Source organism: Agrobacterium tumefaciens (assembly GCF_013318015.2).
Classification (GTDB): domain Bacteria; phylum Pseudomonadota; class Alphaproteobacteria; order Rhizobiales; family Rhizobiaceae; genus Agrobacterium; species Agrobacterium tumefaciens.
On record NZ_CP115841.1, the window covers coordinates 568,208 to 581,113 of the forward strand.

Below are 12,906 nucleotides of genomic sequence, written 5' to 3' on the forward strand. Positions count from 1 at the left end.
CAGGTCGAGGACTATCACTGATTCCCTGTTTGGAAAATGGTACGCCTTGTTTAGTCTTGATGGAAATGACCAGAAGAGGGATTCCACCATGTCGCGACAAGCCGCCATCGACCACGCCACCCGCTTTTTCGACGATGGCAGGTTCGAGCAGGACTTGGCGCGGCGCGTTTCGCTGCGCACCGAAAGCCAGGATAAGGCGCGCGGTGCCGAGCTGGCGCTCTATCTGGAGCGCGAGATGCAGCCCGCTTTCACCGCCATAGGGTTTTCCTGCACGATCCTGCGCGACCCGGCGGCGGATTTGCCGTTTCTGATCGCCGAACGTTTCGAGGGTGAAAATCTGCCGACCGTGCTGGGTTATGGCCACGGCGATGTGGTGCGCGGTCTTGACGACGGCTGGCCAGAAGGCCTTTCGCCTTTCGTGATGTCCGAGCGCAATGGCAGGTGGTACGGGCGCGGCACCGCCGACAACAAGGGGCAGCATTCGGTCAACATGGCGGCGCTGAAAGCGGTGCTGGAGACGCGTGGAAGACTTGGGTTCAACGCCAAATATCTGATCGAGATGGGCGAGGAGAGGGGTTCTCCCGGCTTGAGGGAAGTTTGCCGGGACTATAGCGAGCGGCTGAAAGCCGATCTTCTGATCGCCTCCGACGGCCCGCGCCTGAATGCGGAGCGGCCGACCGTTTTTCTCGGTGCGCGCGGCGGCATTACCTTTGATCTGGTGATCGAGGCGCGGGAAGGCGGCCATCATTCCGGCAATTGGGGCGGGGCGCTGTCCAATCCCGGCGTGCAGCTGGCGCATGCCATGGCAAGCCTCGTTGGCCCATCCGGGCAGATCCGCGTGCCCGAACTGGTGCCCGACGAACTGCCGCAGGCGGTGCGTGACGCGCTTGCCGATTGCGAGATCGATGGCGGCCCGGATGGTCCGAAAATCGATCCTGACTGGGGCGAGCCCGGCCTTTCCACCGCCGAGCGTGTGTTCGGCTGGTGTGCGCTGGAGGTGCTGGCCTTCGAGACCGGCAATCCGCGCGCGCCGGTCAATGCCATTCCGCCACGGGCATGGGCGCGGCTGCAATTGCGCTTCGTTGTCGGCATCGATCCGGAAGCGGTGCTGCCCGCCATCCGCCGCCATCTCGACCGGCAGGGGTTCAGCATGGTTCGGATCGTACCCGCCGGCGACGAGATTTTCCGCGCCACGCGGCTTGATCCGCAGGACCCATGGGTCGGCTTCACTCTGAGTTCCATGGCCCGCACGACGGGCAAGAAACCGGCACTTCTTCCCAATCTGGGTGGCTCGCTGCCCAACGATATCTTTGCCGATATACTGAAACTGCGCACCATCTGGGTGCCGCATTCTTATCCCGGCTGCTCGCAGCATGCGCCGAACGAACATCTGCCGAAAGAGATTGCCCGCGAAGCGCTTGCCATCATGGCCGGGCTTTACTGGGACCTCGGAGAGGGAGATACCCCTCCGCTTTAAGCTCCCATGACCAGCTTGAAGGCGATGGCCCACATGGTGAAGGCGATAACCCCTTCGAGGATGCGCCAGGCGGACGGCTTTTCGAAGATCGGGCGCAGCCAGCGCGCGCCGTAACCCAGCGAAAAGAAGAACAGCAGGGAGCCGGTGGCGGCACCCGCCGCGAAGGTTTTTTCAAAGCCGGGAAATTGCGTGGAGATGGTGCCGAGCAACACGACGGTATCGAGATAGACATGTGGGTTGAGAAAGGTCAGCGCCAGGCAAATGGCAAGCGTCTGCCAGAGGCTCGCCTCCCGCCTTTCCGCCACCGAAAGCACCTCCGACGAACGCAGGGCCGAATGTAGGCTTTTCGCGCCATACCAGATGAGAAACGCCGCACCGGCATACCGCATGATGGGATCGAGTGCCGGCATGACGGCGCTTATCCGCTGAAAACCGAAGACGCCGACGGTGATCAGCAGCGCATCGGAAATTGCGCAGGTGGCACAGACGGCAAAGACATGGGAGCGCGCCAGCCCCTGCTTTAGAACGAAAGCATTCTGCGCGCCGATGGCAACGATGAGGCTGAGACCCATCGTCAGGCCGGTGAAGAAGATCTGAATGTCCATGCTGGCTGCTGCCTTTTGTCTCTGCCTGTGCGGATGGATGATGCCACCGCTTCCAGACCGAGTGCTTTGATATTTCCCTCACATGGTTTAATCAAATTAAACAAACTCAGTTCAAGTAAGTAAAACTAATGACGGGCAAAAACTATGCGACAGGGCGATTTCATGTGCGGGCACCTCGCCTGACCCTCATTCCTGTGACAAGGACAGGAATGAGGGAAGAGGAGAGTGCTACTGCTACTGCCCGGACGCTTCCCGCCAACCACGCCCATATCAATCTTTACAAGGAGGCCTGTGATGCTGGACTATCCTTCCATGCGCGCCGTGGCGCTCGTGGCCCAGACTGGCAGCTTTGAGAAGGCGGCACAGGTGCTGTGTGTCACGCCCTCGGCCGTTTCCCAGCGTATCAAGCAGCTGGAGGAGCGCCTCGGCGTGGTGCTGATCGTGCGCGGTAATCCTTGCATGGCGACGGAAAAGGGCGAGTGGCTCTGCCGGCACATGGACCATGTCGGCATGCTGGAAACCGAACTGTTCCGGCAGCTTCCGGTTCTTTCGGAAGCGGGCGCGGCGGCAGAGCGTGTCACACTCAACATTGCCACCAATGCCGATAGTCTCGGCACATGGTTTCTCGACGCGGTTTCGAAATTCACCGGTGGCAGCGACTATCTCGTCAACATCGCGGTGGACGATCAGGACCATACGGTGGAATGGCTGCGCGGGGGCAGGGTGCTCGCCGCCGTCACCGCCCATGCCAAGCCTGTGCAGGGCTGCCGGGTCTTGGCTCTCGGTGTGCTCAGATATCACGCCACCGCCAGCCCGGCTTTCATGGCGCGCCATTTCTCCGATGGCGTCACGCCCGCCACGCTTGCCCGCGCGCCGGGGCTTACCTTCAACCAGAAGGACAGGCTGCAGGCCAGCTGGATCAAAAAAGCGCTGGGTGAGGATATATCCTATCCCACCCACTGGCTGCCCTCGACCGACGGTTTCGTGAAGGCAAGTCTTGCCGGCATGGGCTGGGGCCTTAACCCGGTGCAGCTGGTGGGAGAGCACCTTGAGGCGGGGCGGCTTGTGGAAGTCGTTCCCGGCACGCCGCTCGATATCCCGCTTTACTGGCAGGTCAATCGGCTCGCCGCTGAACGCCTCGGCACGCTCACCGCCCATGTGGTGGAAACAGCACGGGCGGCGCTTCTTTCCTGAGGCAGATCAAATAGTCTGCCATTCGCTCCAGTTCAACACGCGCGGAATCTGCGGTTTTGCTTCGCCGCCAAGAAACGCGATATATTCAAGCGAGTGGCCGTCGGGATCCTTGAAATAGACGCTGGCTGCCGGCATCCATGGAAAGACGACGGGCTCGTCGATCTCCTTTTCGCCGTCAAAACCGAGCGGCGTTACGCCGTTCCGGCGTAGATAGTCCGGTGCGGCGAGAAGCTGATCAAAATCGACGCTGAAGGCGATGTGCAGTCTCATATTGATGGGTGCGGACTGGATGGACCATAGGCCAAGCATCGAATGCCCACGTTCGCCGGTCCAGAAGAACGCCACATTCCGTTCAGGGAATCGTTGTGCCAGCTCCAGGCCGACAACATTACGATAAAACTCAACCGAGCGTTCCAGGTTCGAAACCGTCAAATGCGTCTCGAACAATGCTTTTACTTTCACCATTTCCTGTCCTCAATTGCCTTAGCGCTGCGCCTTTCGGGCATTCGCTTTCTTGCAACCGGACTGTGCAACCTCAACCATGATTGAGGTCAAGCGCCAAATGTGGATTTTTCTAAAGCCGAGTGCAGGCAGCAATCTGGAGGGAAAAACGCCTTCAGCATTATGAGCCAAGGTTGCCAAGCCGTCACCGCCGGGCCGCATCCCCCGGGCCATCCCGCAACGACGCATCCGCAACCTTTTGCGTCGTGACGGTCAAAGGCGCGGCTTCCTTCATCTTCTTGGCGATGGAACGGATGACGCGGGTTGCTTCGGCTGAGAGCGAGCGTGGGCGGGTGAGTGCCGGCATGGCAGGTGCAGCGGTGGCGGATGCGGCAGCGACCTGGGCCGAAGGCTGCGGGCGCGCGCCTGTCGGCAGCGGGTTCTGGATGCCGGGAATGGGGCGCAGCTCCATGCCTTGATGGGCGTAGTCCATAAGCCGCTTGAAGGTCATGGCGGGAAGCGCGCCGCCGGTCATGTTGTTCATCGGCGTGAAATCGTCGTTTCCGAACCAGACCGCCGTGGTGTAATTGCCGGTGAAGCCCACATACCAGGCGTCGCGGTAAGCCTGCGATGTGCCGGTCTTGCCGCCGGAAACGATGCCGTTTTCAAGCGCGCCGCGCCGGGCCGTTCCCATCACGGGAATGGTGACAAGCATCTGGTTCATCTTCGAATTGGCCTCTTCGGAAAGCACCCGCTTGGCGGGTTCCTCGTCACGGCCGAAATCGTAGAGAACCTTGCCCTCGTAATCCAGCACCTGCTCGATGCCGTGGCGGCGCGATTGCATGCCATCGGCCGGGAACACGGCATAGGCCGTCGCCTGGTCGAGAACCGTCAGTTCCGATGTGCCGAGCGGAATGGTCTTGTCGCTGCGCAGTGGCGTGGCGACGCCCATCGCCTTGGCGGTGTCGACGATCACCTGCGTGCCGAGCACGTCTTTGGCGAGACGCACCGGCACGGTGTTGTAGGATTTGGCAAGCGCCACCTGCAACGTCACCTTGCCGGCGTAGGAGCGGCCATAATTCTGCGGAGACCAGCCGCGCCAGGTCACGGGCGCGTCGGAAATCAGCGTCTCCGGCTTCATGCCCTTTTCCATGGCGGCCGAGTAGGTATAGACCTTGAAGGAGGATCCCGGCTGGCGCAGCGCCGCCGTCGCGCGGTTGAACTGGCTTTCGCCGTAGTCACGCCCGCCGACCATGGCGCGCAACGCGCCGCCGTTCTCGATCATCACCATCGCGCCCTGCTTGACGCGGTAGCCCTCGCCATACTCGCGCAGCTCCATTTCCATCGCCTGCTCGGCTGCCTGTTGCAGCCCCGTATCGATGGTGGTGCGCACGACGACGGTATGGTCCTTGAACCTGCCCTGCGCCGCCAGCCGCTGTACCTCGTCAAACGCCCAGTCGAGGAAATAATCCGGGGCCTTCACATCGGCGCGGTCAATGACGGTGGCTGGATTGCGCCGCGCGCCGATCACCTGACCCTCGGTCATCAGCCCGCTCTGCACCAGGTTGGAAAGCACGGTGTTGGCGCGCGCACGTGCGGCGGGCAGGTTGACATGCGGTGCGTATTTGGCCGGCGCCTTGAACAGGCCGGCGAGGATGGCGGATTCGGCAAGCGTGACATCGGTCAGGTTCTTGCCGAAGTAAAATTGCGCCGCCGCTGCTGCCCCGAACGTGCCGCCGCCCATATAGGCGCGGTCGAGATAAAGGCTGAGGATTTCCTTCTTCGACATGTTGGCCTCGAGCCACAGGGCGAGGAAGGCTTCCTTGATCTTGCGCTCAAGCGAGCGCTCATTGGTAAGGAACAGGTTCTTGGCAAGCTGCTGCGTCAGCGTCGAGCCGCCCTGCACGACGCCGCCGGCGCGGGCATTCTCGCTCATGGCGCGTGCAAGGCCAATGAAATCGATGCCGAAATGGTCGAAGAAACGCCTGTCTTCGGTGGCCAGAACCGCCTTGATGAAATGATCCGGCATCTGGTCGATCGGGACGGAATCCTCATGGATGATGCCGCGATGGCCGATGGTGTTGCCGTAACGGTCAAGGAAGGTCACGGCAAAATCACCGCGATAACGCCAGTCCTTCTTGGTCTCCTCAAAGGCGGGCATGGCAAGCGCCAGAAGAACGACACAGCCGGCCGTTCCGAAGGTCAGCGCGTCGCATGTCAGGTTGACGAGAAGCTTCTTCCAGCCGCGCACATGCAGTTTGCGCGAGGCAATGGTGACGTCTTCCCAGAAATCCACCAGCCTTGCCGCAGCCGTCCACAGGCCGGAGTCGATAAAGCTATCGATTCTCAGCAGGATGTGCCGCTTTTTGCGACCGTTTTTATCGTCTTTTTCTTCCTGCACCTGGCGATGTTTTCCTGTTCAACGCAACGCGGATTGTCGATGTTTCTGCGCTTCATCCAATTCCGGACGCAAAACCATGACATGGTTCTGCTGGAATTGCTTGACGCGGCGGCCTCTCGCGGGTCAATGACCCTTTGCCACTCGCCAAAATGCTAAAATATCGTACAAACCAGCCCTTGGCGATACGATATTAAGGATTAGGGATCGGTTAAACCTTGCCCTCCAAGAGATCAAAATGGAACGGAAATGTTAACGATGAATGACGCGCCGTTCTGGAAAACCAAATCACTGGAAGAGATGAGTGGCCAGGAATGGGAAAGCCTGTGCGACGGCTGCGGCCTGTGCTGTCTGAACAAGCTGGAAGATTGGGACACCGGCGAAGTGGTGTTCACGTCGGTCCGCTGTCAGCTGCTCGACGGTGAAAGCTGTCGGTGCTCCGACTATGAGAACCGCCGCGCCACCGTGCCGGACTGTATCCAGCTTGATTTGAAAAAGGTGCACGAAATCGGCTGGCTGCCGCCCACCTGCGCCTACGCGCTGGTACGCGATGGCAAGGATCTGTACTGGTGGCACTATCTCGTCTCCGGCGACGTGAACACGGTGCATCAGGCCGGCATTTCCGCGCGCGGCCGCACCGTCAACGAGCTGGACGTGGAGGTTGACGATTTCGAGGATTATGTGGTGGACTGGCCGCTCACAGTGGGTGAGACGGCGGGCGAAAAAGAGAATAGCTGACGGAAGTCGCCAATTTTCGTGTTGGTCCTATTCCTGCCCCATCGTTTTCTTAAGGCATGTTTCGGAAGAACGGCATGCCTGAAACAAGGGCCGCCGTTCATCCATTCCGGCATATGATCCGCAGAATGCGGACGAGGGACATCAAAACGCATGCGCTATCGGCTGCCCGCCATCGTTCTTTCGTGCATTGCCCTTCAGGGTATTCTGCCGCTTTCCGCCTCCGCCCAGCAATCGCAGGCTTTTGAATGCACACTGGTCACCTCCATCGAGACCGGCGCTGTCATCAACCAGCAGGGCGCCTGCGATCAGCGCGTGGCGCCGGCCTCCACCTTCAAGGTGCCGTTGGCTCTGATCGGTTATGACGCCGGCATCCTGCTGGATGACAAGACCCCCTCATGGGACTGGAAACCCGGCACGGAAGCCCGCGCGCAGGACCGCAAGACGGTTGATCCGACCATATGGGAGCAGGATTCGGTGCTGTGGTATTCGCGCGAACTCACCCGCCGCCTCGGCCCGGAAAAATTCGCCGCCTATGTCAAACGGCTGGGTTACGGCAATGCCGATGTCTCGGGTGAGCCCGGCAAGAATAACGGTCTCACCCATTCCTGGCTCGGTGCTTCCCTGACCGTTTCCCCGGTCGAGCAGGTGGGCTTCATCCGCCGCCTTCTGGCCGGAAATCTGCCGGTTTCGCGCGACGCGCAGGCAAAGACGCGGGCGATCGTGCCGGTGTTCGATGCGCCGGAGAGCTGGAGCGTGCACGGCAAGACCGGCACAGGCTTCATGCGCGACGAAAAAGGCAACCCCGACCGAAGCCGCCCCTTCGGCTGGTTCGTTGGCTGGGCGGAGCGCGAAGGCCAGCACATCGTCTTCGCAAGGCTTCGCGTTGCCGACAAGCCGTCGAGTGAACCGCTCGGCCCCGCAGTGCGCGACGCCTTCCTGCGCGATATTGCCCGGCTGGCAGTGCACAGATGATTACACGGCTGACCAGCCCCAAGGAAAAGCGGACATGGCGGACGCCTCCAACGATGTGATCAAGCTCTACACCGACCATGGGGTTGATTTCGACAGGCTGCGCGGTCGCTCCCTCGCCGAAAAACCCTGGCTGGATCGGTTCACGTCGCTTTTGCCGCAGGGCGGATCCATCCTCGATATCGGCTGCGGTTCAGGCGAGCCGATTGCCGGCTACTTCATCGGCAACGGATATGACGTGACCGGCATCGATACGTCATATCCCCTGATAGAAATTTGCCGCACCAGATTTCCGGAAAAGCGCTGGGTGGTGGCCGATATGCGTGAACTCGAATTGAGTTGCCGCTTCGACGGGTTGATTGCCTGGCATAGTTTTTTCCATCTGAAAGCCGACGATCAGCGCCGCATGTTCGGTATTTTCCGGCAGCACGCCAATGACGGCGCCGCACTGATGTTCACGGCCGGGCCGGGACACGGGGAAGCGACGGGGACCCTTCAGGGAAAACCGCTTTACCATGCCAGCCTCGCTCGCGAAGAATATGAAAGCCTGCTTGCCGCGCACGGGTTTCGACTTCTCGACCACATCGTCAACGATCCCGATTGCGGTGGGGCGACGATTTATCTCGCCAGACGTGTGGCGGCGTAATCATCGAATTCAGAGCCCTGCCAGGCACTCACGATTGTGCGTGCGATAAAAAATGTCGTTATCCCTTGACCTTCCCATAATGGGAATCCTTACATAGTAGCCATAAACGGGCGAAAGTCGCCCCGAGGGAAGTGGCATTATGAATATCGGACAGGCTTCGGATGCATCCGGCGTTTCCGCCAAGATGATCCGTTATTACGAGCAGATCGGCCTCATCACCCCTGCCGCCCGCACCGGCAACAACTACCGGGTCTATGGCGAGCAGGACGTGCATAATCTCCGCTTTATCAAGCGGGCACGCACGCTTGGCTTCTCGCTGGAGGAGACCGAAACGCTCCTGAAACTCTGGCAGGACAAGAGCCGCGAGAGTTCGGCGGTGAAGGACATTGCGCTCGGCCATATCGCCGATCTCGAGCAGAAGATTGCCGAGATGAAGGGCATGGTGAAGACGCTGTCCCACCTTGCCCATTGCTGCGGCGGCGACCACCGGCCGGATTGCCCGATCCTCGATGATCTAGCGGCCGGCGTCGAAAAGGCCGCCCACAAGCCTGCGAAGGCCCACTGACGGCCGCATCCCGCCCCGCCGCCAGTCCCTAAACCTCGTCGAACGCACCGCCTTCGCGCGAGGGATTGCGGTCGATCACGCGCTCTTCCGCGTCATCGGGAAGGGCCTCGTCGCTTTCCTGATAGGGGTCGTCCTCGCTCTCGGCCTCTTCTTCCTCGATTTCATGTTCGATGGACTGCGGAATTTCTCCCTTTGCCGGAAGGGCGTCGATATCGAGATCGAGCAGTTCCTCGTCCATGGCGTCTTCGTTGAGAGGTGTGATTTTCTTGCGGTCCATGGTGGTATCCTTTCTGTCTGGTCATTGCGCAAACGACCGGGGAGGCAGAGGGTTCCTGATGCCTGCAAGTTCGCTCGAGCGGAATAGGTGAAAAGGCGCCTTGACCTCAATGGTGCTTGAGGTTCTAGTTTGCCCGCCGTATCGCAAGAATGGAAAGGATACGGCTTTGACGAGTATGGAAATGACGGAGAAAAATAGCTGGTCGGAATTGCTTGGTGGGGCGAACCTCTCGCTTCTGACCGTCATTTCCTCCGGTATCGGCCTGCATGCCTTCAACCAGTTTGCAGTAGTCACGGCCCTGCCGGTCGCGGTGCGCGAGATTGGCGGCGCGGCCTTCTATAGCTGGGCCTACAGCCTCTATTTCGTCGGTTCCGTGGCAGGCGGTGTCACCGCCGTTCTGTTTCGCGAGCGTTTTGGCGCACGCAGCGTTCTATTCCTGTGCTGCCTTATCTTTTCCTTCGGCTCCGTCATGTCGGCGCTCGCTGACAGCTTTTTATGGGTCGTCATCGGCCGGGCGTTGCAGGGACTTGCCGATGGCCTGATCGTGGCCGTGTGTTACAGCCTCATACCTGCCGGCTTTCGCTCGGCTCTACTGCCGAAGGTCTTTGCCATCGAGGCGGCCATCTGGGCGGTGGCGTCCTTCGTCGGGCCGCTCACCGGCGGGTTTGCCACGGAGCACATCTCCTGGCGCGCCACATTCCTGTTGTCTGCGCCGCTGATCGTGCTGCTGCTGGCCTATACGGCGATTGCGGTCTCGGCGGAACGGTCGGTCGCGACCTCGCGCAAGCCGATGGTGCCGCTGCTCCTTTGCCTTGTTGGCGCATTGGCTTTCTCCGCACCCTCCGCCTTTGAGGATGCCGGTCTGCGCATCATGTCGCTGCTGGTTGGTGCGGCCCTGTTGTGGGCATCGCTGAAGGCGGGCATCCAGCCTTCCACTGGCCTGTTCCCCAGGGATTCCTTCCGGTTGAAAACGGTACTTGGCAGCGGTTTCTGGGTGCTGTTCCTGATGTCCTATGCCCACGCACTCGGCAGCGTCTATCTCGCTTATGTCGCCATCAATCTTTGGCACCATGAGCCGACCTTCGCCGGTTTTATCGTCGTGACGATGCCGCTTGCCTGGAGCTTCGTGGCAATGCTGATCGGCAGCCTGCGTTCGGGCCGCCTGCGGCAGCTTTGCCTGCATTACGGACCCTACCAGATGGTGCCGGGCTGTGCGCTGCTCGGGCTTGGGCTGGCGACGGGGAACTGGCCGGAAATGCTGATCGGGCAGATATTGATCGGTTCAGCTTTCGGCATGTCCTGGGCAGGCATCAGCCAGGCGGCCATGGAAGCCGCGCCGGAAGAGGAGCGCAAGATGACGGGCGCGCTGCTGCCTACGGTCGCGACGCTGGGTGCCGCGGCCGGTGCGGGTGCAAGCGGCACCGTTGCTGCCGCGAGCGATCTCGTTCTGCAGATCGATCGTGCGGATGTGACGATGCCGATGCTCTATCTCTATGGGCTGGGTGTCATCGTCTCGCTTCTGGCGATCCTGACAACCCGCGGCTTGCGAAGCGGACAGCGCTGACGCCTCTGCGGCGTGTGTGCGGTTAAGACTGCGTGGTGGCGATGGTGATCGCCGCCAGATACACCACGAAAGCCATGATCGCGACTGCGCCAATAATGATGACGACACCCTTGCCCGCGCGTTTTTTCTCGGTCTTGTTTTCGTTGGCTTCTGTCGGAAACAGGATGGGATCGCGGGAATCGCTGATTTTTGTCATGCCGTTTCTCCTTTGAGCGGTTGCTGCTTATCAACAGCAGATCCGCCAAAAGGTTCCTCACGGACGCAGCGCCCAGCTGGTGGCGTGCACTACAGCCCCCGGTGCTGCCTTGAGGAGCGCTGAACGCACGGGCTCGAAACCCTCTATGCGTTTTGTCCCCACATACCGGCCGCGGTTGGCGAACACTTCGATGGATCCGTAGTCCAGAAAGACGCGGATGTGCGAGGCCCTTGCCCCTCTGGCGATATAGTGCGGCGAGGGGCCATCGCGCCCGTCATCATGGCGGATCCACAGGCCCGTTTCATCGGCGATGAGGCCCAGTGTGACCACGGGATGATCGAGCACCAACTCGAACGGTGTGCCGGGCGAAGCAAGCTCGATCAGCATCTCCACCGCACCGTTGATGAAGGTGACGCGCTCCCCGGCCGCCAACCGCGTGCGATCGACAATATGGCTTCGCAGGCTTTCCGCCGCACCGATTGGCGGGGTCAGTAGCTCGCCGTTCGAATAGTGGATCCGGCGCGGCAGCGTCATGGATGTCGGGAAATCGATCTCCGGATTGGCATCCGCCCAATTGGCGAGCCAGCCGATGCCGATGATGCTGTCGCCATCCAGAAACGCCTGGAAGGCGTAATTGTCGGTGCCGAAATCCAGCTCCTGCCCAAATTCCTTGGTGAAGACCTTGCCGTCGAACCAGCCGACATCGGCCATGGTCAGGTTCTTGCGGCCGGTTTCAGGGTCTTCTGAATGCATCAGCCCATAGACCAGAACCCAGCGCGTGGATCGGGCATTGGCCGGGCCGTCGAGCGGCAGAAGGCAGGGGCATTCAATGGCAGTGGTCTTGTAGCGCGTTTCCACCCAAAGCTTGCCCACATAGGTCCAGCCTGACGCCGCCGTCGGGTCCAGCGTCTCGTAAAGCAGGATGACGCCGCCACCGTCGCTCTGACTTCCGAGCAGCATTTTCCAAAGTCCATCCGGGCCGCGAAAGACGTAAGGATCGCGGAAATCCGGCGTCAGCCCCTGTCCGTCCGGGCGATGGCCGAGAATGACTTCGGCCTGTCCGGCCATGATGAGATCGGAAGAAGTGGCGGTGAGCTGGATCTGCTGTTCGGGAATGCGATCCTGCACCTGCTCGGTGAAGAACACGCGGATGCCCGAACCTTCGACCAAAGGAATTGTCGAGCCGGAATAAGCGCCGCCGCGCTTGTCCGGCCGCGTCGTCAGGTCCTCGGAAGGGAAGAGGAAGATCGGCAGATGCCTCCAGCGGAGGTAATCGGAGGAAACCGCGTGGCCCCAATGCATGGTGTTCCAGCGCAGCCCGTGTGAATAATGCTGGTAGAACAGATGCGGCCGTCCTTCGAACCGGCCAAAGCCGTTCGGATCGTTCATCCAGCCGAAGGGCGGGCGGAAGTGGTAGCTGTCAGGCAGTTCCGGTGCGGCATTGTCCGGCTTGGTATGGACGACGGTTATGCCGGTTTCCAGCACGTCGGCGGCAGTGAACCAGTAGATGACGGAAACGGCGGTCGTGACAGTATCGTAGCTCAGTTCCACATGGCCGCCGCCGAAGACCTGATAGATTCTAAATCCGAACTCTTCCGTGTTGAGGCTTGAAACCTCAGCGAATTTTCCATTCGCATTGGAAAAGGAGACGGCGCCGGGTTCCGCCGGTTTTTTCGCCTTCAGCCACACATGGAAAGTGGCGTTAACAGGCAGATCGGTGTGCAGGATGCGGATTGCGCTTTCCGGCTCGGCGGCTACGGCTTCAACGACGGTCATTCCCGTTCCTTTCGTTGCGGCTACTTTGGTTCAGGAAACGCAACGAATGGGACGAAAGAA

General features: G+C 60.6%; 13 protein-coding genes. 7 read left to right on the top strand and 6 right to left on the bottom strand.

The window, feature by feature from the left end; genetic code table 11:
* Positions 1–88: 88 nt before the first annotated feature.
* Positions 89–1,477 carry a M20 family metallopeptidase gene (locus G6L97_RS02830; protein ID WP_111783226.1) on the top strand — a complete coding sequence of 463 codons (1,389 nt, stop codon included), beginning with the start codon at positions 89–91 and terminating at the stop codon, positions 1,475–1,477.
* Here G6L97_RS02830 and G6L97_RS02835 read toward each other — a convergent pair.
* Complete coding sequence (locus tag G6L97_RS02835; protein WP_003512058.1) at positions 1,474–2,082, bottom strand: LysE/ArgO family amino acid transporter; 609 nt, start codon at positions 2,080–2,082, stop codon at positions 1,474–1,476. The genes G6L97_RS02830 and G6L97_RS02835 overlap by 4 nt on opposite strands.
* A 294-nt stretch (positions 2,083–2,376) precedes the next feature.
* Here G6L97_RS02835 and G6L97_RS02840 point away from each other — a divergent pair, with 294 nt between their 5' ends.
* Positions 2,377–3,276, top strand: coding sequence for a LysR family transcriptional regulator ArgP (locus G6L97_RS02840; protein ID WP_111783225.1), 900 nt, complete (start codon positions 2,377–2,379; stop codon positions 3,274–3,276).
* 6 nt (positions 3,277–3,282) lie between these two features.
* Here G6L97_RS02840 and G6L97_RS02845 read toward each other — a convergent pair whose 3' ends face one another.
* Together G6L97_RS02845 and G6L97_RS02850 are read right to left on the bottom strand one after the other, a co-directional pair.
* Positions 3,283–3,741, bottom strand: coding sequence for a VOC family protein (locus G6L97_RS02845; RefSeq protein WP_019564096.1), 459 nt, complete (start codon positions 3,739–3,741; stop codon positions 3,283–3,285).
* 181 nt (positions 3,742–3,922) lie between these two features.
* Complete coding sequence (locus G6L97_RS02850; RefSeq protein ID WP_013635720.1) at positions 3,923–6,118, bottom strand: transglycosylase domain-containing protein; 2,196 nt, start codon at positions 6,116–6,118, stop codon at positions 3,923–3,925.
* A 255-nt stretch (positions 6,119–6,373) separates the two neighbouring features.
* Here G6L97_RS02850 and G6L97_RS02855 point away from each other — a divergent pair, with 255 nt between their 5' ends.
* From G6L97_RS02855 to cueR, 4 genes are all read left to right on the top strand, one after another.
* Positions 6,374–6,853, top strand: a complete 480-nt coding sequence (locus G6L97_RS02855) for a YcgN family cysteine cluster protein (protein WP_019564095.1) — start codon at positions 6,374–6,376, stop codon at positions 6,851–6,853.
* Positions 6,854–7,003: 150 nt separating this feature from the next.
* Positions 7,004–7,825 (top strand): class D beta-lactamase, encoded by an 822-nt coding sequence (blaOXA, locus tag G6L97_RS02860; protein WP_111783223.1) that lies wholly within the window; start codon positions 7,004–7,006, stop codon positions 7,823–7,825.
* 34 nt (positions 7,826–7,859) lie between these two features.
* The gene (locus G6L97_RS02865; RefSeq protein WP_111783222.1) at positions 7,860–8,468 is read left to right on the top strand and encodes a class I SAM-dependent DNA methyltransferase; all 609 of its coding nucleotides are present in this window, start codon (positions 7,860–7,862) and stop codon (positions 8,466–8,468) included.
* A gap of 139 nt (positions 8,469–8,607) precedes the next feature.
* The gene (cueR, locus tag G6L97_RS02870) at positions 8,608–9,033 is read left to right on the top strand and encodes a Cu(I)-responsive transcriptional regulator (RefSeq protein ID WP_003512071.1); all 426 of its coding nucleotides are present in this window, start codon (positions 8,608–8,610) and stop codon (positions 9,031–9,033) included.
* 28 nt (positions 9,034–9,061) lie between these two features.
* On the opposite strand, the gene G6L97_RS02875 is transcribed toward cueR, so the two are convergent.
* Complete coding sequence (locus tag G6L97_RS02875) at positions 9,062–9,310, bottom strand: hypothetical protein (protein ID WP_003512073.1); 249 nt, start codon at positions 9,308–9,310, stop codon at positions 9,062–9,064.
* 175 nt (positions 9,311–9,485) lie between these two features.
* Here G6L97_RS02875 and G6L97_RS02880 point away from each other — a divergent pair, with 175 nt between their 5' ends.
* The gene (locus tag G6L97_RS02880) at positions 9,486–10,874 is read left to right on the top strand and encodes an MFS transporter (RefSeq protein WP_161986910.1); all 1,389 of its coding nucleotides are present in this window, start codon (positions 9,486–9,488) and stop codon (positions 10,872–10,874) included.
* Positions 10,875–10,896: 22 nt separating this feature from the next.
* Here G6L97_RS02880 and G6L97_RS02885 read toward each other — a convergent pair whose 3' ends face one another.
* Entirely contained in the window at positions 10,897–11,070 is a 174-nt protein-coding gene (locus G6L97_RS02885; protein WP_003512077.1) for a hypothetical protein, read from the bottom strand.
* 57 nt (positions 11,071–11,127) lie between these two features.
* Entirely contained in the window at positions 11,128–12,846 is a 1,719-nt protein-coding gene (locus tag G6L97_RS02890) for a glycoside hydrolase family 32 protein (RefSeq protein ID WP_038490330.1), read from the bottom strand.
* Positions 12,847–12,906 lie beyond the last annotated feature (60 nt).

What these genes read in the sequence shown, in the direction of transcription:
- G6L97_RS02840 (WP_111783225.1), top strand. Translation starts at nt 2,377, where the DNA reads ATGCTGGACTATCCTTCCATGCGCGCCGTGGCGCTCGTGGCCCAGACT.
- G6L97_RS02885 (WP_003512077.1), bottom strand. Translation starts at nt 11,070, where the DNA reads ATGACAAAAATCAGCGATTCCCGCGATCCCATCCTGTTTCCGACAGAA.
- G6L97_RS02880 (WP_161986910.1), top strand. Translation starts at nt 9,486, where the DNA reads ATGGAAATGACGGAGAAAAATAGCTGGTCGGAATTGCTTGGTGGGGCG.
- G6L97_RS02830 (WP_111783226.1), top strand. Translation starts at nt 89, where the DNA reads ATGTCGCGACAAGCCGCCATCGACCACGCCACCCGCTTTTTCGACGAT.
- G6L97_RS02865 (WP_111783222.1), top strand. Translation starts at nt 7,860, where the DNA reads ATGGCGGACGCCTCCAACGATGTGATCAAGCTCTACACCGACCATGGG.
- G6L97_RS02855 (WP_019564095.1), top strand. Translation starts at nt 6,374, where the DNA reads ATGAATGACGCGCCGTTCTGGAAAACCAAATCACTGGAAGAGATGAGT.
- G6L97_RS02845 (WP_019564096.1), bottom strand. Translation starts at nt 3,741, where the DNA reads ATGGTGAAAGTAAAAGCATTGTTCGAGACGCATTTGACGGTTTCGAAC.
- blaOXA (WP_111783223.1), top strand. Translation starts at nt 7,004, where the DNA reads ATGCGCTATCGGCTGCCCGCCATCGTTCTTTCGTGCATTGCCCTTCAG.
- cueR (WP_003512071.1), top strand. Translation starts at nt 8,608, where the DNA reads ATGAATATCGGACAGGCTTCGGATGCATCCGGCGTTTCCGCCAAGATG.
- G6L97_RS02835 (WP_003512058.1), bottom strand. Translation starts at nt 2,082, where the DNA reads ATGGACATTCAGATCTTCTTCACCGGCCTGACGATGGGTCTCAGCCTC.
- G6L97_RS02875 (WP_003512073.1), bottom strand. Translation starts at nt 9,310, where the DNA reads ATGGACCGCAAGAAAATCACACCTCTCAACGAAGACGCCATGGACGAG.
- G6L97_RS02890 (WP_038490330.1), bottom strand. Translation starts at nt 12,846, where the DNA reads ATGACCGTCGTTGAAGCCGTAGCCGCCGAGCCGGAAAGCGCAATCCGC.